Origin of the sequence: Streptomyces sp. NPDC051105 (assembly GCF_040682795.1) — a bacterium.
Classification (GTDB): domain Bacteria; phylum Actinomycetota; class Actinomycetes; order Streptomycetales; family Streptomycetaceae; genus Streptomyces.
This window is the reverse complement of the sequence record NZ_JBFBBR010000011.1, coordinates 127,610-145,738: the sequence shown is the minus strand read 5'-3', so window position 1 is coordinate 145,738 and position 18,129 is coordinate 127,610. Positions and strand designations below refer to the sequence as shown.

Annotated in this window: 20 protein-coding genes; 16 read left to right on the top strand and 4 right to left on the bottom strand. The window is 71.0% G+C overall.

The features are described 5' to 3' along the window. The first annotated feature begins 109 nt into the window (after nt 1-109). Together AB0N16_RS26820 and AB0N16_RS26815 are read left to right on the top strand one after the other, a co-directional pair. Nucleotides 110-604, top strand: coding sequence for a tyrosinase family oxidase copper chaperone (locus AB0N16_RS26820; protein ID WP_365800874.1), 495 nt, complete (start codon nt 110-112; stop codon nt 602-604). Then, nucleotides 588-1,454, top strand: coding sequence for a tyrosinase family protein (locus AB0N16_RS26815; RefSeq protein WP_365800872.1), 867 nt, complete (start codon nt 588-590; stop codon nt 1,452-1,454). Before AB0N16_RS26820 ends, AB0N16_RS26815 begins: the two co-directional genes overlap by 17 nt. 64 nt (nt 1,455-1,518) lie before the next feature. On the opposite strand, the gene AB0N16_RS26810 is transcribed toward AB0N16_RS26815, so the two are convergent. From AB0N16_RS26810 to AB0N16_RS26800, 3 genes are all read right to left on the bottom strand, one after another. Continuing rightward, nucleotides 1,519-1,818, bottom strand: coding sequence for a chaplin (locus tag AB0N16_RS26810; RefSeq protein WP_365800870.1), 300 nt, complete (start codon nt 1,816-1,818; stop codon nt 1,519-1,521). Between the two features lie 313 nt (nt 1,819-2,131). Beyond that, a complete protein-coding gene (locus tag AB0N16_RS26805; RefSeq protein ID WP_365800868.1) occupies nt 2,132-3,061 on the bottom strand; it encodes an NAD-dependent epimerase/dehydratase family protein in 930 nt (309 codons plus the stop codon). A 27-nt stretch (nt 3,062-3,088) separates the two neighbouring features. Further along, nucleotides 3,089-4,051: a ScbA/BarX family gamma-butyrolactone biosynthesis protein gene (locus tag AB0N16_RS26800; protein ID WP_365800866.1), complete on the bottom strand. Its 963-nt coding sequence runs from the start codon at nt 4,049-4,051 to the stop codon at nt 3,089-3,091. 461 nt (nt 4,052-4,512) lie between these two features. Here AB0N16_RS26800 and AB0N16_RS26795 point away from each other — a divergent pair, with 461 nt between their 5' ends. Further along, a complete protein-coding gene (locus AB0N16_RS26795) occupies nt 4,513-5,319 on the top strand; it encodes a response regulator transcription factor (RefSeq protein ID WP_365800864.1) in 807 nt (268 codons plus the stop codon). Nucleotides 5,320-5,476: 157 nt separating this feature from the next. Then, nucleotides 5,477-6,085, top strand: a complete 609-nt coding sequence (locus AB0N16_RS26790) for a ScbR family autoregulator-binding transcription factor (protein ID WP_365800862.1) — start codon at nt 5,477-5,479, stop codon at nt 6,083-6,085. A gap of 59 nt (nt 6,086-6,144) precedes the next feature. Here AB0N16_RS26790 and AB0N16_RS26785 read toward each other — a convergent pair whose 3' ends face one another. Beyond that, on the bottom strand, nt 6,145-6,726 hold the full coding sequence (locus AB0N16_RS26785) for a TetR/AcrR family transcriptional regulator (RefSeq protein WP_365800860.1): 582 nt from the start codon (nt 6,724-6,726) through the stop codon (nt 6,145-6,147). Nucleotides 6,727-7,125: 399 nt separating this feature from the next. On the opposite strand from AB0N16_RS26785, the gene AB0N16_RS26780 reads away from it, so the two are divergent. From AB0N16_RS26780 to AB0N16_RS26725, 12 genes are all read left to right on the top strand, one after another. After that, complete coding sequence (locus AB0N16_RS26780; protein WP_365800858.1) at nt 7,126-7,749, top strand: OvmZ protein; 624 nt, start codon at nt 7,126-7,128, stop codon at nt 7,747-7,749. Nucleotides 7,750-7,887: 138 nt separating this feature from the next. Then, nucleotides 7,888-8,094 (top strand): hypothetical protein, encoded by a 207-nt coding sequence (locus AB0N16_RS26775; RefSeq protein ID WP_365800856.1) that lies wholly within the window; start codon nt 7,888-7,890, stop codon nt 8,092-8,094. Nucleotides 8,095-8,460: 366 nt separating this feature from the next. Further along, nucleotides 8,461-8,832: a dehydrogenase gene (locus AB0N16_RS26770; protein ID WP_351735146.1), complete on the top strand. Its 372-nt coding sequence runs from the start codon at nt 8,461-8,463 to the stop codon at nt 8,830-8,832. Beyond that, complete coding sequence (locus AB0N16_RS26765) at nt 8,829-9,824, top strand: nuclear transport factor 2 family protein (protein ID WP_365800854.1); 996 nt, start codon at nt 8,829-8,831, stop codon at nt 9,822-9,824. Before AB0N16_RS26770 ends, AB0N16_RS26765 begins: the two co-directional genes overlap by 4 nt. Nucleotides 9,825-9,923: 99 nt before the next feature. Beyond that, a complete protein-coding gene (locus tag AB0N16_RS26760; protein WP_365800852.1) occupies nt 9,924-10,334 on the top strand; it encodes a nitroreductase family deazaflavin-dependent oxidoreductase in 411 nt (136 codons plus the stop codon). After that, the gene (locus AB0N16_RS26755; RefSeq protein ID WP_365800850.1) at nt 10,331-10,921 is read left to right on the top strand and encodes an NAD(P)H-dependent oxidoreductase; all 591 of its coding nucleotides are present in this window, start codon (nt 10,331-10,333) and stop codon (nt 10,919-10,921) included. Before AB0N16_RS26760 ends, AB0N16_RS26755 begins: the two co-directional genes overlap by 4 nt. A gap of 249 nt (nt 10,922-11,170) precedes the next feature. Beyond that, nucleotides 11,171-12,478, top strand: a complete 1,308-nt coding sequence (locus AB0N16_RS26750; protein WP_365800848.1) for a cation:proton antiporter — start codon at nt 11,171-11,173, stop codon at nt 12,476-12,478. Between the two features lie 151 nt (nt 12,479-12,629). Then, on the top strand, nt 12,630-13,289 hold the full coding sequence (locus tag AB0N16_RS26745) for a hemerythrin domain-containing protein (RefSeq protein WP_365800846.1): 660 nt from the start codon (nt 12,630-12,632) through the stop codon (nt 13,287-13,289). Nucleotides 13,290-13,350: 61 nt separating this feature from the next. Further along, a complete protein-coding gene (locus AB0N16_RS26740; protein WP_351735156.1) occupies nt 13,351-14,823 on the top strand; it encodes an MFS transporter in 1,473 nt (490 codons plus the stop codon). A gap of 97 nt (nt 14,824-14,920) precedes the next feature. Next, nucleotides 14,921-15,091, top strand: coding sequence for a hypothetical protein (locus AB0N16_RS26735; protein WP_365800844.1), 171 nt, complete (start codon nt 14,921-14,923; stop codon nt 15,089-15,091). Between the two features lie 141 nt (nt 15,092-15,232). Next, nucleotides 15,233-16,153 (top strand): MarR family transcriptional regulator, encoded by a 921-nt coding sequence (locus AB0N16_RS26730; RefSeq protein ID WP_351735158.1) that lies wholly within the window; start codon nt 15,233-15,235, stop codon nt 16,151-16,153. 232 nt (nt 16,154-16,385) lie between these two features. After that, nucleotides 16,386-18,101 carry a tryptophan 7-halogenase gene (locus AB0N16_RS26725; RefSeq protein WP_365800842.1) on the top strand — a complete coding sequence of 572 codons (1,716 nt, stop codon included), beginning with the start codon at nt 16,386-16,388 and terminating at the stop codon, nt 18,099-18,101. Nucleotides 18,102-18,129 lie beyond the last annotated feature (28 nt).

The following is an 18,129-nucleotide window of genomic DNA, read 5'->3' as shown; positions in this document are numbered from 1 at the left end:
CGCCGACCGGTCCCGGCCGTGCGCCGGATGGTGGCGCGACGGTGACCGGGCGGCCCCTTGGGCGGTTACCGGTACCGACAGCGATCGGTGAACCGTACGAGGAGTGAGCATGGTCGTCGGAGCAGGCGATGTGGCGGTGGGCGCGGACCCCGGGGCCGGGCGGCCGGACAGAGCCGGGGCGGGCGGACCGACGCGGCGCGAGGTCACCCGGGGGCTACTCGCCTCCGTGGCCGCCCTGGCGCTCGCCCCGGTCGTCGCCGCCTCCCGCCCGGTACCCCAGGCGGACGGGCCGGTGGGCACCTCCTTCGACGAGACCTACCGGGGCCGCCGTATCCAGGGTGTCCTGGTGCCGGCGGCGGGCCGGGGCGCCGACGAGGGCGAGTGGCAGGTCACCGTGGCGGGCCGGCCGCTGCATCTGATGCGGCGGGCCGACGGCACCTGGCTGAGCATGGTCGACCACTACAGCTCCTATCCGACCCCGCTGGAGGCGGCCCGGGCGGCCGTCGACGAGATCGGGCCCGGGCAGCGGCTGCGCGACCTGGCCCCGGGACCGATGGGCGGGGGGCATCTGCACATGGGGGGCGACCATGGCGTACGTGCGTAAGAACGTCGGCAGGCTGACGGCCGGCGAGCGCAGACGGCTCGTCAACGCCTTCCTGGAGGTCAAACGGCGGGGCGAGTACGACGAGTTCGTGCGGATGCACATCGACCACTACACCGCCGACGGCGAGAGAGGGCTGCGCTCCGCGCACATGGCCCCCTCCTTCCTGCCCTGGCACCGCCGCTTCCTGCTGGAACTGGAGCGCGCCCTGCGCCGGGTGGACGGGTCGGTGACCGTGCCGTACTGGGACTGGACCCAGGACCGTACGACGTCCTCCGTCCCCTGGACCAGGGACCTGCTCGGCGGCAACGGCCGGCCCCGGGACCAGCAGGTGATGACCGGCCCGTTCGCCTATGCGGCCGGGCACTGGACCATCAAGGAGGGCATCACCGACGGCGAGTTCCTCGCCCGGGACCTGGGCCGGGCCCGCGACCCGATCGCACTGCCCACCAGGGCCCAGCTCGCCCAGGCGCTCGACGACCCGGTGTACGACGTCGCCCCCTGGGACTCGACCGTCAGCCGGGGCTTCCGCAACAAGCTGGAGGGCTGGGGATCCGGCAGCGGCAGCGCTTCCTGGCGCAACCACAACCGGGTGCACCGCTGGGTCGGCGGGGCGATGCTCGGCGGCGCCTCCGTCAACGACCCCGTCTTCTGGTTCCACCACGCCTTCATCGACCTGCAGTGGGAGCGCTGGAAGGCCCGGCACCGAGGGCAGCGCTATGTGCCGGCCAAACCGCCCGGCCGCGGCGACCCGCAGCACCGACGGGTCGTCGCCCGCGGCGAGAAGCTGCCGCCGTGGGACGTCACCCCCGGGTCGCTGGAGGATGTGAGCCGGATCTACCGGTACGCCTGAGGCGCCCCGGACATGGGAGGAGCCCCGGCACCCAGGGTGCCGGGGCTCCTCCGCTGGCGGTGGCTCAGCTGCCGTAGCCACCGTTCTTGCTGTCGCCGCCCTTGTTGTCGCCGGCCTTGCCGTGGCCTTCGTTGACGCAGGTGTTGCCGAACGCCGGGTTCAGCAGACCGATCACGTCGACGGTGTTGCCGCACACGTTGATCGGGATGTTGACCGGGACCTGGATGACGTTGCCGGACAGCACGCCGGGGGAGCCGACGGCGTCACCCTGGGCACCCGCGTCGGCCAGAGCCAGGCCGGCTCCGCCGATCACCACTGCGCCGGTGCCGAGAGCGACGGCGGCAGCCTTCGCGATGCGAGACATCAGTTCTCCTTCTTGTTGCTCGGGGAAGTGCGGCGGCAGGACCAGCCGCCGCACTCCCCTTTCAACGCCACGACCTGCGGCTGGTCACGCCGATCACCGGACGATCACTCCAAGGGCCCGAGCCGGGGCGGCCGCCGTACCGGGGAACCCGCCAGGAAGGCCCGGATGTTCTCCACCGCCCGGCCGTGGTTCGTCGTGTGGTTGGCGTAGGAGACAGGGCCGTCGGCGCGCCCGAAGGGGTGCGGGGGCTGTATTGGGGATGCGGGTGCCGCCGCGTGGGCGCCGCAGCCCCCCGCGGGGGCCCGCGGCCGGTTCAGGCCCCCACCAGCGTCGACCGGTACCACCGTTCCGCACGGCGGAAGCAGCTTGCGAAGCCCGCGGCCGGCGACTCGCCGAGGTCGGACCAGAGCGCGTCCGCCTCGAAGAAGTGGTCCGTGGTCAGGATGTCGAGCGTGCCCGGCGGGACGCCCTTGGCGGCGAGGATCGCCTTGGCCCCCTCGACGGTGAGGTTGTCGTGCGGCCAGGCGATCCCGGCGCACTCGGCGATCGCCCGCAGCGCACTGTCCACGGTGACCGGCAGCGGATGCGCCGCGTGGTACACCCGTGAGGTCAGCGCCGCGTCCGGCGCGAGCGCCGTGGCCACCAGCAGCCGGGCCAGGTCCGGCGCGGTGATCACCGACGCCCGCGCCGGCCAGCCGGCCACCACCCCCGGCAGGGCCCGCAGCAGCCGGGCCAGGTTGGGCCCGACCCACAGGTCCCCTTCGCCGAAGACCAGATGGGGGCGGAGCACCACACCGCCGGCGGCGAGGACCGCGTCCTCGGCCGCCGCGCGGGTGCGGGAGGTGACGGAGCCCGGATTGCGCGTGAGCTCCTCGGGGCGGGAGCCGCAGAAGGTGCCGCGGCCGTAGACGGAGGCGGTGCTGAGCTGGACGATCCGGCGTACCCCCGCGCGCCGGGCCTCGGCGACCAGCGCCGCCGTACCACGTGCGTTGACGGCCTCGTTGGCCTCCGCGCTGCCGCCGATCTGCGAGGCGCAGTGCAGCAGGACGTCGACCCCGTCGCACACCCCGTGCAGCGAGCCGGGGTCGGTCAGATCGGCGGACACGGTCCGCACCCCGGAGCGGGTCCGGGGCAGGGTCCTGCGGTGGGTCATGAGCCTGAGCTCGGCGCGCCGCAGTCGCGCCTCGTGTGTCACATGCGCCCCGACGAACCCGGACGCGCCGGTGATGAGGATGGTGGCCACGAGGACTCTCCCGGAAGGCGGTCGGGGTCAGCGGACTCGTGGCCGCAGGACCAGTTCGGCGGTGAAGACCGTCTCCTTCCGCTGGCTGCCGCGCACCCGTACCAGCAGGTCGCCGGCGCCGCCGTACGGTTCGGGGTCGGCCGTGATCCAGCAGGGCGCGTCGAGTTCGGCGTACCGCACGAACTCGCTGCGCAGGTCGAGCAGGAGGGCGCCGGGCACCCCGGTGCGGGCGTGCGCGGCCTGCCGGGCGGCCTCCAGGAGGAACATGCCGGGTATGTGGTCCACGGGGTGGTCGAAGTAGGTCGGGTGCGCGGTGTCCACCCTCAGTTCCCATCGGCCGCGGGTGCCCGGCTCGGGCTCGCCGAGGACGACGTGCCGGGGGCCGGCGTGGCCCACCGCGGCCGGGTCGAGGGCCGGTGGCGGGGTGCGGCCGGTGGTGGGGCGCTCCCCGCGCATCCGCCGGTACACGTCCGGGCTCATGCAGCGGAACGCGGCCGAGGCGGTGGCCCGGGCGCCGTTCTCGCGGAGCACCGTCACGTCGTAGCGCATCTCCCGCAGCCGGCCCGCGCGGCGGACGACGTCGCGGCAGACCGTGTGCATCTCGACATCGGTGGGAACCGCGTCCGCGACGAGCAGTTCCGGCTCGGTGGTCACGGACATGTCAGACATGAGGAACTGGTGGCCGAACGGGACGTCGAACTCGGCGTGGGCGAGCAGGGAGCCGATCTGACGGACGGACTCGAGCAGCAGCATGGGGTCCTGGTAGCCCCGGTCGGGGGCGAACAGGGCGTGGCAGCGCGGCCATTGGGCCCGGACGGCGAAACCGGCCCCGGCGCCGGGGCCGTCGGCGGCAGGGGACTCGTCGGGCTCCCAGCCGGTGAGGAGGACCTCGGAGACCGCCGCGCGATGGACGTACTCACGCGGCACGGTGGTGGTCAGCACGGGGAGCAGGGGCTTGTGGGCGAGGATCCGTTCGGTGAGGTGCGGCATGTGCAGCGCTCCTGTGTCGGTGTGACGGGGAGGGGGCAACAAGCCGTACGTCGGCTGTCACCCCCCGTGGCCGACGTTCTAGCCACAAGATACAGACAGGTCGGTCCGGTTCTGCAAGAGGCGAGCTGATTTCTTGGGGGAGTCCGGAACTCCGCCCGTCCGACCGTCGGGGACGACTGACCGTTATGCCGGAATTGCATCCGCGAAACGAACAACCCTGCATGGTTTATGGAAGAGGCATAGTCCTTGGTCAAGTCTTTCCGGGGGCCTCCTGAGTGGAGTCCCGCCTCCCACTTGTCCGGTAATCCGATGAAATCGCAGCTCATCGCGGCGCGGGTCAGGCAAGGTCGGAGCGCCGCGCCGTGTCACCTCGCCAGTTGACAATCAGACAAGTCTGTTTGGTACGGTCTGGTCGTGAACCCGCAGTCCGAGATGACGTGGATGTGCCTCAGGGGGAACAGATGAACCGCCAGTACGCGGATCTCGTGGCGCCGTCGGCGCGGCGCCACCGCTCGCACGGCCCGCTCGTCCCGCTCGCCTCGGGCGGGCACCCGGCCCGCCCGGCCCCCGCGCGGGGCGCGTCCCGGGCCGGGGTCCTGAACATCCTGGTCGTCGAGAACGACCCACTAGCCTCCGACACCCTCAGGCAGGGTCTGGTCCGGCACGGGTACGCCACCCGCGGCGCGACCACCGGCGCCCAGGCGCTGCGCGGGCACCGCGAGGCCGACCTGGTGCTGCTCGACCTCGACCTGCCCGACCTGGACGGTCTCGAGGTGTGCCGCGGCATCCGGGCGGTCAGCGATCTGCCGATCATCTCCGTCACCGCGCGCGGCTCGGAGCTCGACTGTGTGCTCTGCCTGCAGGCCGGCTCGGACGACTACCTCGTCAAACCGTACGGATTCCGGGAGTTACTGGCCCGGATGGAGGCGGTGCTGCGGCGGGCGCGGGTGCAGTCGGCGAACCAGCCGGCCGGTGACCGGGTCGTCGCCCACGGGCCGCTGCGCATCGACCCGGGCGCCCGGACGGTCACCCTGGACGGACGGCCGCTGGACCTGACGCGCAAGGAGTTCGACCTCCTCCACCTGCTGGCCTCACAGCCCAGCACGGTGATCCCGCGCCGCCAGATCATGGCCCAGGTGTGGGACGACGCGTGGTCCCCGCGCGGCCGCACGGTCGACACCCATGTCGGCACCCTGCGCGGCAAACTGGGCTCCAGTGCCTGGATCGTCACCGTCCGGGGCGTCGGTTTCCGGATCGGCTCCCCCTAGCGCTTCCGCGCGTTCCCCGAGGTCATGCCCCGTTCCGGCGTCCGGCGACGGAACCGCTTTCTGACAACTCCCACCGCGGTACTGACCGTGGGCCGTGGATGCGGCTTACGATACAGACAAGTCTGTTGAATTCAGTGGGAGAGCGTAGGGATCTGGCATGGCTCAGCAAGAACGCGGCAAGCGGTCACGGCGGTCGATCCTGGAGGCGGCGGCCCAGGTCTTCGACGAGCGCGGTTACGACGCCGCCAGCACCAACGAGATCCTGGCCCGCACCGGACTCACCCGCGGTTCCCTCTACCATCACTTCCCCTCCAAGGAAGCCATCGCGCTGGCGCTGGTGCAGGCGCACGCCGAGGCCCTGGAAGTGCCCGACCGGCCGGTCCGGCTGCAGTCGGTGATCGACCTGACCCTGGAGTTCGCCCGGCGCCTCCAGCACGACGCGGTGCTGCGCGCGAGCGTGCGGCTGACCATAGAGCAGACCTCGTTCGACTGCCCGCCGCAGACCACCTACGAACAGTCCATGGAAACCATCCTGACGCTGCTGCAGGAGGCCGAGAAAGGGGACGAGATCCTCCCCGGAGTGGATGTGCGCGAGGTCGCCTCGCTCATCGTCGGCTCCTTCACCGGCCTGCAGATCATGTCCCAGGCCTACTCCGGCCGTGCCGACCTGCCCGAACGCACCAGCGTCTTCTGGAAGTTCCTGCTGCCCGGCCTCGCCACGCCCGGCTTGATCGGCCGGCTGCGCACGACGCTGCCGACGGACTGACTGGCCCTACCAAACGGTTCCCGGTCCGCCCTCGGTGTGCGGGGCGGACCGGCGGCGGGTCAGATCCGGCGCTCCCCGCCCCGGTTGGGCCGGTCGCGGTCGAACAGCGGGCGCAGCAGCCGCCACAGCCGCTGGGTGATGTCGCCGTCCCACCAGCTCGGGTCGGTGTGCCCCAGGGTCTCGATGCCCGCGGCCACCACCACGGCCAGGTCCGCGAGGTCCTCGGCCGGCTCCTCGGCCTCCTTCTGCGCCTCGGTGACCCGCTCGTGGACCGCGGCCAGCATGTCGTCGCGGAGCCGGGGCGGTCCGGCCGAGCCGTCCGCGGCCAGCTGCATACCCGCCCGGACGATCTTCTCGGTGCGCATGGCCTCGCCGAGCGCGAACAGAAAGCGCTTCGGCGCGTCGGCCACCGGACCCGAGAACGCCTCCTCGGTCAGCGCCTCGACCCGCTGCCGGGCCTCCTCGTACACGGCGGCGGTCAGGGCCGTGGTGGAGGAGAAGTGGTGGTAGAGCGCCCCCCGGCTGACTCCGGCCCGGCGGCAGATGTTGACCAGCCCCGCGTCGGACAGCCGGCCGTCCGCGATGAGCTCGGCGGTGGCATGGAGGAGAGCCTGACGCGTCTGCTCGGATCGCGCCTGCATCAGGTCGTACCCGCCTTCCCTGCCAACAGAGTGCCCGGTGCGCGCCATGCTCACGGACACCGATGTCAATGATGGTGAGAATCATACAACCATGCCTGTTTCCTAGGGGGACCCCGACAGGGGCCTACCTCCGCATGATCTCCACAGAATCCGAACGCCCCAGGCGGCAAGGGTAGTTGTCCGAAAACATGCGCGACGGGCGAAGATCCGAGTTGGTCCTCAATCAGACAGGTCTGTTTGTAACAGTGATCATATCCGGCCACTTGGCACGGGTTTGACACTCCGCTGACAGAGCTGCGGAGGATTGTGGGAACCCTGAACCGCCGTGCGTTGAAGGGCCCGGCGACCCCCGTGAGACTGGTGGCAGTTCCGCAGGGACCAAGGATTCGGGGGATCCGAATGGAAGAGTTCGAGCGACTCGCGGACGAGCACGGGAGCCGCGACTGCAGACGGCGCTGCGGACGGATCTGCGTCCGCTGCCTGGACCGGATCGACGGCGCCCTGCGCGCCCTCCTCGACCTGTACCGGGAGAGCGACCAGGCGCTGGTGCCCGGCGGCCCGGTGCTGCGCGAGCGGGTGAGCGGCAGCCGCGCCACCGTCGGCATCGTGCTCGACGAGCGGGCCCTCGCGCTGCGCACCCGGACCACCGAGGTGATGGAGCTGTGGGCACGGCTCGTCGTGGACGAGCGCACGGGCATCCGGCCCGCCGACCGCCAGATGGGCGCGCTGGTGCGGTTCCTGCGCCGGCAGCTGCCCTGGCTCGCCGGGCACCCGGCGGGCCCGGACTTCGACGAGGAGCTCGCCGAACTGCTCGGCGACCTCCGCGCCCTGCTCGGCCCCGGCCCGGCGCGCCGGTTCGCACTGGGTCCGTGCACCCGGCCGGAGTGCGCCGGGACGCTCTACGGCGTGCTGCCGGCGGACGGCGGCGAGCGGGTGCCGAGCCATGTCGCCTGCGACGACGGCCATGCGCTGCCGCCGTGCCAGTGGCTGCTGGTCGCGGACCGGATGCGGGAGGCCGCCTGACGTGGGAGGCGGCCGGACGTGGCAGGCGCCAGATGCGGACGGCGGCACACGCGGGGGCCGGAGGAGGCGGATGGAACGGACCGGGCGGACCAGGCCCTCAGGCGGAAGAAGTGGAAGCGGCGGAAGGAGGTGAACGGCATGATCGAGCCGACGCGGCCGGCGGGCGGAGCGGCGAAGCCCCGCCGGGTGCCGACGGAGCTGGCGGCCCTCGCGATGGGCGTCACCCAGGCGACCATCCGCAAATGGGCCAGTCGCGGCAAGATCACCCGGCATGGCGGCCCGCGGCGGGCCGAGTACGACCTCGACGAACTGTTCGCACTGGCCCGCAGGGGCAAGACCGAATAGGCGGCGCGAGACCCTGTAACCGCAGTGAATTCGAGTAATCCCTTTCTGTCGCACGGAATTCACCGACCCTCACCCGCAAGAAACCGGATCCGTGTGGGGATCCGGTGCGAAGCAGCCCCCGCGGCCCATCCCCCTGCCGCGGGGGCTTCTTCGGCTGACTGACCATCAAGTTGCTTATTCATAAGAGAAGTTGACGCACCCGAACAGAGGTGTCACACTCTTTTCGGCGCCCCCATGCCCTGACGGCGGTGGCGCTTCGGCCGGGCTCCTTCTGTCGAGCCCGTGGCTTCCTTCTCGAAATCCGCGTCCCGTCCGGGACGCGGATTTTTTGTTTCTCTCCCGCCCCGACTTGAGGAAGTGTGCTCGATGCCTGTTTCCACCTGGACACCCGTCGGTCAATGGACGGGTACGGTCACGCACGACGGCGAGGTGGACCAGTACACCGTCGCCTTCGCCCCGGACGGCTCGCTCTCGGTCACCACGCAGAAGAGCACCGGCACCGGCTCCTGGGCCGTCACCGGCGACGACTCCGTGGAGTTCTCCCTGCGTGAGGACTTCAACCTCGACGTCACCCAGATCAGCCCCAACGGCCACCGGGCCGCGTACATACAGATCGACATCACCGCGCGGCACGAGGACGGCGCGCTCACCGGCGAGGGCAAGGCCGTCGTGCACGGCCCCGACGACGTCGTGATCTACGCGACGGACGCCCAGACCGAAGCACGCCGGGTGTCATGACGGCCGAAGTCGCGCGGCTCGTCGACGTGCTGAGCCTGCGGGACCTGGCCGGGCGCTATCTGGCCGGCCTCGACGAGGGCGGCTTCGACGAGACCTGGGCGCGGTCCCTGTTCACCGAGGACGTCGAGATGACGTTCCCGGTGGGCAGCCACCAGGGACTCGCCGGGGTGGCCGGCTTCACCACCGAGATCATGGCGCGCTGGGGCCGAACCCACCACCACGGCTCGGAGAGCCAGGTGGAGGTGGACGGCGACACGGCCCGGCTCAGCTGGAGCCTGATCGCCTCCCATGTCCACCACGGCTCACCGCTTCCCCCGGACCCCACCCAGTACTTCCAGCTCGGCGGCCGCTTCACCGGCACCGCCCGGCGCACCCCCGACGGCTGGCGCTTCGACCGGCTGCGGCTGCGGATCGTGTGGACCACCGGCGCCGTGCCCAGGGGAGTGACCCAGGTCGACCGAAAGACCCTCGACACCCGAGGAAACGCGACCACTTCGGCAACTTCAGCAGAGGAGAACCCGCCCATGCCCACCACGCTCACCGCGGACCAGCAGAAGGAACTGATCGAGAAGGTCTTCCACGAGGGCCTGGACCTGGGCGACCTGTCGGCCGCCGACCGCTACCTCACCGCCGACTTCCGCAACAACGGCAGCCACGACGATTCCATGCGCGGCCCGGAGGCGTTCAAGCACACCATCAGGATCCAGCAGTCCGCGTTCAGCGGGATCAAGTACGAGATCCTCGACTTCATCTCGATGGGCGACAAGGCCGCCATCCGCTGGGTCATGCACGGCAAGCACACCGGGCCCTTCATCGGCATCAAGCCGACCGGCCTCCAGGTGCAGCACCAGGCGATCATCTGGTTCCGCTTCGAGGGCGACAAGATCGCCGAGCGCTGGGGCATCGTCGACAACTTCTCCCTGCAGAAGTTCCTCCAGTCCGGCGGCAAGCCGGTCGGCCCGCTGACCCCGGCGGGCAAGCCCGCGGCCTGAGCCGCCGCCCGGCCGTGCGCCCGGCCCCCGCTGACGGCGGCGGGGGCCGGGCCGCACTCCACGGAATCGAAGTGCCCTACGGAGCAAGGGACGTGAGACATGCCGATCGACAGGAAAGTCGCCCGCTTCAACCGGCGGTTCGCCAACCATCTCGTCGGACCGCTGTTCAGCCGGCTGCCCGGGTTCGGGAAGGTCCACCACCGCGGGCGCAAGTCCGGGCGGGAGTTCGCCACGCCGGTCAAGCTGTTCCGGCGCGGCGCGGACATCGTCATCACGCTGCCGTACGGACCCGGCTCCGACTGGGTCAAGAACGTACTGGCGGCGGGCGGCTGCGAGATCACCACGCGCGGCCGCCGTATCCAGGTCGGCAACCCGGTGGTCTTCAGCGACGACGGTACGACGAAGATGCCCGCCCTGACCCGGCGGATCCTCTCCCGGGTCGAGGCCACCGAGTTCATCGCGCTGACCCCGGTCCCGGCGCCCGCGCAGGTGCCGGCGGGCCGGACATGACCGCCGTCGGCCAGGTCACCCGCCCGCTGCGGGTGGCGCTGCTGGTCGGCTCCGCCCGCGACGGGCGGCTCGCGCCGGACGTCGCGGGCTGGTTCGCGCGGGTGACCGCGCGCCGGGACGACCTCGTCCTGGACGTCGTCGACGTCGCCGAGCACCCGCTGCCGGCGAGCCTCGACGCGGCCGACCCCCGGGCGGCGGCGCTCCGCCCCCGGCTGGCCGGGGCCGAGGCGTACGTCGTCGTCGTACCGGAGTACAACCGCAGCGTCCCGGGGCCGCTGAAGACCCTCATCGACAGTTTCCAGTCGGAGTGGGAGGCCAAGCCGGTCGGCTTCGTCGGCTACGGGCTCGGCATGGCCGGCGGGGTGCGGGCGATCGAGCATCTGCGGCAGATCTTCGCGGAGTTCCACTGTGTGGGGATGAAGGACGTGGTGACGTTCCCGCGGGTGCTGGAGCACTACGACGCGGACGGCAACTTCCCGGCGGAGCCGGAGGGGGCCGAGGCCGCGGCCAAGCTGATGCTCGACCAGTTGCTCTGGTGGGCCGCCGCGTTGCGCGAGGCCAAGGCTCTTCGTCCCTACGGCACGTGAAAGTTCCGGCTCCGACAACGCGCCCCGTCAGGGGTGCGGGGCCGCATCGATGTGCGGCTGCCGCCGCGCGGGCGCGAACAGCCGCGACGGACCTGCGGACGCCCGACAACGGATCGCGGCACCTTCTGCGAAACGCGGTGCCACGGACGGCCGGTGAACGACCGCCGCACCGTCGTGGCTTGTCGCGCAGTTCCCCGCGCCCCCGAAAGAAGGGGCGTTCCCCTTGACCCCACTTCACAGGAGAACGTCATGGCAGCTGCCGCCGCCCCCGATCCGCTCACCCCGCTACTCGTCGCCGTGCCCGTGGTGATCCTCGCCTGCCGGGCCGGGGCTCAGCTGCTCAAGCGGCTCGGGCAACCCCCGGTCGTCGGGGAGATCCTCGTCGGCATCCTGCTCGGCCCCTCGCTGCTGGGCTGGCTCTGGCCGGACGCGCAGGGCTGGCTGTTCCCCGCGTCGGCGCTGCCCTACATCGGCGTGCTCGGGAACATCGGACTGCTCGTGTTCATGTTCCTCGTCGGACTGGAACTCGACCTCAAGTCCCTGCGCGGCAACAGCAGAACCGCCGTCGCCGTCTCGCAGGCCGGGATCGCGCTGCCGCTGGTGCTGGGCGTGCTGCTGGCGCTCGGCATGTACGGCCGGTTCGCCCCGGACGGCATCGGGAAGCTGCCGTTCGTGCTGTTCATCGCCGTGTCGATGAGCATCACCGCGTTCCCGGTGCTGGCCCGCATCCTGACCGACCGGGGCCTGTACCGGACCCGGGTCGGCGTGCTCGCGATGGCCAGCGCGGCGGTGGACGACGTCACCGCCTGGTGCCTGCTGGCCGCCGTCGTCGCCGTGACGAAGAGCGGCTCGCCCATGGACGCGCTGGTCACCGCGGGCTACGCGGTCGGCTTCGCGGCCGTCATGTTCGTGGTCGTACGACCGCTGCTCGCCCGGTGGGCCGCGCGCGCCGAGCGCCGGTACGCCGACGGTGTCGTGCTGGTCGTGCTGTTCGGCGGGCTGAGCCTGTCCGCGTACGCCACCGACCGGATCGGCGTGCACGCGCTGTTCGGCGCCTTCCTGTTCGGCGTGATCACCCCGCGCGGCAGCCGGCGGATCGAGGTCACCGCGGCCCGGATGCGGTCCTTCGCCGTGCCGGTGCTGCTGCCGCTGTTCTTCGTCAGCACCGGGCTCAAGACCGACGTCGGGCTGCTCGGCGGCAGCGCCGGCCAGTGGCTGTGGGCGGGCGCGGTGCTCGCCGTCGCCGTGGCCGGCAAGTGGGGCGGCGGCACGCTCGCGGCCCGGCTCTCCGGCCGTGACTGGCGGGACTCCATGTCGCTGGGCGCGCTGATGAACTGCCGCGGCCTGACCGAGCTGATCGTGCTCAACATCGGGCTGGGCCTCGGCGTCATCGGCCCCGAACTGTTCACCGTCCTGGTGCTGATGGCCCTGCTCACCACCGCCATGACCACCCCCGCGCTGACCCGTATCCGCAAGGGGGTCGACGAGGACCTCGGACAGGAACCGGCTGGAATCGGCCAGGACGAACCCGTCCTGCAGCCCGCGAGAACCCGCTGACCTGCGCCTTCGGGCACGGAGGCGGTGTCAGCCCCCGACCGGCGAATAGTTCTGGCCCTGATGGTTGGCAGATTGCTAGTTGGGAGCTTGATAGATAAGCGAGTTGACGATACTCTCGCAGTACGACAACGCAGCAGTGAGGGAGAGAGTGATGAGCCAGGACTTCAAGAACCTCGACATGACGATGATGTTCGCGATCCACGACGCCCTCCGGCGCGAGCTGGAGCGGATAGCCCGGATCACCGCGCGGGTCGACGAGGACCCCCGGCACGTGCTGAGCACCGCCGTCGGCTGGGAGCTGTTCAAGAAGTTCCTGACCGTCCACCACACCTCCGAGGACGACATGGTCTGGCCGGTCATGGAGGCGGCCCTGGTCGGCAAGGACGCCGAACTGGCCCTGCTCGCCGACATGGAGGCCGAGCACGGGGTCATCGACCCGCTGCTCGCCGACATCGACGCGGCCCTCGCCGACCGGGACTTTGGCCTGGAGCGCCTGACCGGCCTGACCGACACCCTCTACACCCAGCTCGGCGGCCACCTCGACCACGAGGAGCGGGACGCCCTGGCGCTGATGGACAGCACGCTCTCCCAGGAGCAGTGGCAGGCCTTCAGCGCCGAGCAGCGCACCCGGATCGGCGACGACTCCTCCCGCTACCTGCCCTGGCTGCTCGACGACATCGGTGCCGTCAAGGTCGCGAACATCATCGGAAAGATGCCCGCGCCGCTGCGCAACGCCTACGAGAACGACTGGCGCCAGGCCTACGAGGACCTCGGCATCTGGACCCCCAAGACCGCCTCCACCACCCGCTGAACCGGATCCCGAGGGTTCCGCTCGACACCCCCCAACCCTGAGACAGACACGGAGACATCCCATGTCGCTGCAAGACCGCACTCAGGCCGTCCCCAAGGCCGCGGCTCCGCCGCAGCAGGACGGCAAGCTCGGACTCGCGTTACTCGTGATCGCCACGGCCCAGCTCATGCTCGTCCTCGACAACACGATCGTCGCCGTCGCCCTGCCGAGCATGCAGAGCGCCCTGGGGCTGAGCGAGTCCAGCCTCGGCTGGATCGTCACCGCCTACGCGCTCGCCTTCGGCGGACTGCTGCTGGCCGGCGGCCGCGCCGGTGACCTCTTCGGCCGCCGCCGGGTCTTCCGCACCGGCCTGATCCTGTTCACCGCCGCCTCGCTGCTCGGCGGCCTGGCCCAGAGCGGCGAACTCCTGATCGCGGCCCGCGTCATCCAGGGCGCGGGCGCCGCGATCGCCGCCCCCACCGCCCTGTCCCTGCTGGCCACCACCTTCCCGGCGGGCCCCGCCCGCAACAAGGCGCTCGGCGTCTACGGCGCGATGGGCGGCCTCGGCTCGGTCGTGGGTCTGCTGCTCGGCGGCGCGCTCACCGAGTACCTCAGCTGGCGCTGGGTGATGTTCGTGAACATCCCGATCGCCCTGGCCGTCCTGTTCGGCACCAGCGTCCTCGTCGAGGGCGAGCGCGAGCGCGGCAAGGTCGACGTGCCCGGCGCGCTCACCGCGACCCTCGGCTTCGGCTCGCTCGTCTACGCCATCAACCGCGCCGGCGACAAGGGCTTCGGCGACGGCGTCACCCTGATCGGCCTCGGTATCGCACTCGTCCTGATCATCGCCTTCGTGGCCATCCAGCGCTCCAGCCGGGCGCCGATGATCCCGAGCGGTGTGCTGGCCGACAAGGGCCGGGTCGGCGCCAACCTGATCATGTTCCTGGTCGGCGCGGGCATGCTCGCCACCTTCTACTTCCTGACCCTCTACATGCAGATCGTCAAGGGCTACGCCCCGATGGTCACCGGCGTCGCCTACCTGCCCTTCGCCCTCGGCATGGGCATCGCGGCCGGCGGTCTCGGCCCGCAGCTGCTCGCCAAGATGCCCGAGCGCAGCGTCGTCGCCCTCGGTCTGCTGATCGGTGTCGCGGGCATGGTCTGGTTCAGCTTCATCGAGCCCGGCCAGAACCCGTGGGCGGCCCTGCTGCCCGCCCAGCTGGTCGCCGGTCTCGGCCTCGGCATGGTCTTCGTGGCCGTCACCATCGTCAGCGTCCGCGGGGTCGCCCCGCAGGCCACCGGCGCGGCCTCCGGCCTGGTCAACACCGCCCAGCAGATCGGCGGCGCCATCGGCCTGGCCGCGCTGGCCGCGGCGGCCACCGCCATCACCGACCACGAGCTGCCGGGCAGCGTCCCGCACGCCCTGACCACCGGCTACTCGTACGGGTTCCTGTTCGGCGGCGGCCTGTACCTGCTGGCCCTGATCGTGGCCCTGATCACCCTCCCGGCCACGGCCCCGCAGCACCACCAGGACGGCGAGCCCGCTCCCGCCGCCCTGTGACCCGGCCCCGGCGGCCCCGCCCTGTCCACCCGGGCGGGGCCGCCGGCACCCCGGCACCCCCCTGCCGTCTCACCCGCACGACCGCCAGGAGTCCGGCATGACCGACCGGAGCGAAGTCCAGGGACAGCGGCGTTCCCCCGCGCTGTGGGAGCCGGCCGACCTGGTCGCCCCCATGGCCGTGCGGGTGGCCGGGGTGTACCGGGCGTGCGGACAGGCGTCCGCCGTCCGTTCCTTGATCGAACTGGTGCGCGACGATCGAGCGCGCTGACCCACCCGTGCCGCAGGGCCGACGCCCCGGGCGTTCCCAAGGCGGTGCAGCGGGCCGAACCGCGTGCGAGCCGGTGCATATACTCGGGAAGGAGGTGCTGTCTTGCGGAGTTCAGGCGATTCCAGCGGTGCGCGAGGTCCGGTGACCCGGACCGAGGAGACCGCGGAGATCCCCGGAGTCCTCCCGGATTCACTCACCGGCTTCATCGGCTACCTCCTGCGCAGGGTCTACGCGCAGTTCGCCGCCAGCGGCGACGGCGGCGACAGCGACTCCCGCGACTTCCTGGTCCTCGACGCGCTCACCGGCCACGACTGGGAGTCCCAGCTCGACCTCGCGGAGCGGCTCGGCATCAACCGCACCATCATGGTCGGCGTCATCGACCGGCTGGAGGACCGCGACGAGGTGCGGCGCACCCGCAACCCCGACAACCGGCGCCAGTACGTGCTCTCCCTGACCGACCGGGGACGGGAGGCCGTGGAGGCCAGGCGGCGAGCGGTCGCCGAGCGGGACGCCCGGCTCACCGCCGTACTGACCCCCGAGGAGACCGCCCGGCTCGACGAGCTGCTCGCCCGGCTGCTGCCGGAGTCCGCGCAGCCGCTCGTGCAGGGCACCGAGTACCTGGTCGCGCAGGCCCATCACCGGCTGCGCAAGCACGGCGACGACAAGCTGGCCGGCACCGGGCTCAGGGTGCGCCACTACGGGCCGCTGTCCGCCCTCGACGTCCTCGGGGCCATCTCCCAGCAGCGGCTCGCCGAACTGCTCGCCATCACCGGGCCGGCCGCCTCCCAACTGGTCGACGAACTCGTCAAGCTGGGCCTGGTGCGGCGCGGCCGCGATCCGCACGACCGGCGCCGCTATGCCCTCGAAGTGACCGAACTCGGCCGCGAGCAGCTCGCCGTGGTGGTCCGGGCCGTCGCGGAACTCGCCGGGGACGTCTCCGCCATGCTCGGCCCCGGCGGCGAGGAGGAGCTGCGCGAACTGCTGCTGAAACTCCTCGCCCCGACCCATTCCGGACCCGCATTCTCCGAGAACGCCAAGTCATCTGTTCCCGCCAGGGGTTGACCCTCTGGCCAAAGGCTGTCACGCTTTATCCAGCGGCTGCGCCGTGCCTTTTTCAGGCCCTTCACAGACCCTTTCCAGGCTCTTCTCTCCAGGCTCTTCGTAACGTTTCCAGGCTCTTCGCGGCGCCCTTCCGAATCTTTCCGGAAGGGCCACGAGGGGCCTTTTTTCATGCGGATTTCCCGCTCCACACGGAATTCCCGTTGCGCACCGCCCCTCGACGAAGGAGACAGTCATGGTCGCGCAGAAGACCGACGGCTCGCCCGAACCGGCGCGCATACCGGAGGACATGACCTACGACGTCATCATCCTCGGCTCGGGCCTCGCCGGCTCCGTCACCGGCACCATTCTCGCCAAGCACGGCGCCAGGGTGCTGCTGGTCGATGCGGCCGCACACCCGCGCTTCGCCATCGGCGAGTCCATGACCCCGCAGCTCGTGGAATGGATCCACATCCTCGCCGAGCGCCACGACATCCCCGAACTGAAGAGCCTGTCCAGTGTCCAGGCCTCCACCCGCGACATCGGCCCGACCTTCGGCACCAAGGCGCACTTCGGCTTCATGAAGCACGAGGTCGGAAAAGAACCCGACCCGCGTGAGGCCACCCAGCTCGCCCTGCCGAAGATATTCCACCAGAACAGCCACATGTTCCGGCAGGACAGCGACGCCTTCATGTTCCACGTGGCGATCAAATACGGCTGCACCCCCCGGCAGAACTGGCGCGCCACCGAAGTCGATTTCGACGACGACGGCGTCACCGTCACCGGAAAGAGCGCCGCTCCGGGCGCCGCGCCCGAGCTGTACCGGGGCAGGTACCTGGTGGACGCCTCCGGCTTCCGCTCGCCGCTCGCCGACAAGTTCGACCTGCGCGACAAGCCCACCGCCCGCTTCAAGCACCACTCCCGCTCGATGTTCACGCACTACGTCGGCATCAAACGGTTCGACGACGTCAGCGGCCACCCGCAGGACCTGCGGCCGCCGGCCGACTGGCACACCGGCACCATGCACCACCTCATCGAGCGCGGCTGGTTCTGGATCATCCCGTTCGACAACCACCCCGACTCCCGCAACCCGCTGTGCAGCATCGGCCTGACCATGGACGAGCGCACCTATCCCAAGCCCAAGGACCTCACCCCGGAGCAGGAGTTCCAGCTCTTCCTCGACAAGTACCCGGCGGTCAAGCGCCAGTTCGCCGGCGCCACCCGGGTTCGCGAGTGGATCTCCACCGACCGGCTGCAGTACTCCTCGAAGCAGACCATCGGCGACCGCTGGTGCCTGATGTCCCACGCGGCCGGCTTCCTGGACCCGCTGTTCTCCCGCGGCCTGTCCAACACCATGGAGGTCGTCGACGCCCTGACCTCCCGGCTGATCCCCGCCCTGAAGGACGGCGACTTCTCCGCCGAGCGCTTCGCGTACGTCGAGCAGGTCGAGCAGGGCCTGCTCCAGTACAACGACGACCTGGTCAACAGCTCCTTCATCGCCTTCTCCCACTTCCGGCTGTGGAACGCGGTCTTCCGGGTCTGGGGCTCCTTCATCACCCCTGGCACCATGCGGCTCACCCGGGCCCGCCTCAAGCACTTCAAGGACCGCGACGTCCGGCACTTCGACGAGCTGGAGCAGGTGCCGTACCCGGGCCTGTGGTGGCCGCAGAGCGACTCGTTCAAGATGATCCTGGAGGCCACCGCCGAGACCTGCGAGAAGTACGAGGCCGGCGCGCTCAGCGGCGACGAGGCCGCCGACATCGTCTTCGGGCTGCTCAAGGAGTCCCCGGTCGTCAACCCGGTCTTCGGCTGGAAGGACGAGGAGCAGCGCTTCATCTACCCGTCCGTGGCGACGATGGCCCGCTTCCTGTACTGGGCCTCGGTCCAGGCCCCGCCCGAGATGAACAGCGTCGGCCGCGAGTTCCTGCTCGGCATCGTCAAGGCCGGGGCGAAGGTCCGCAAGCTTCTCTGACCCGCGCGGCACCCCCCTCGACCCACAC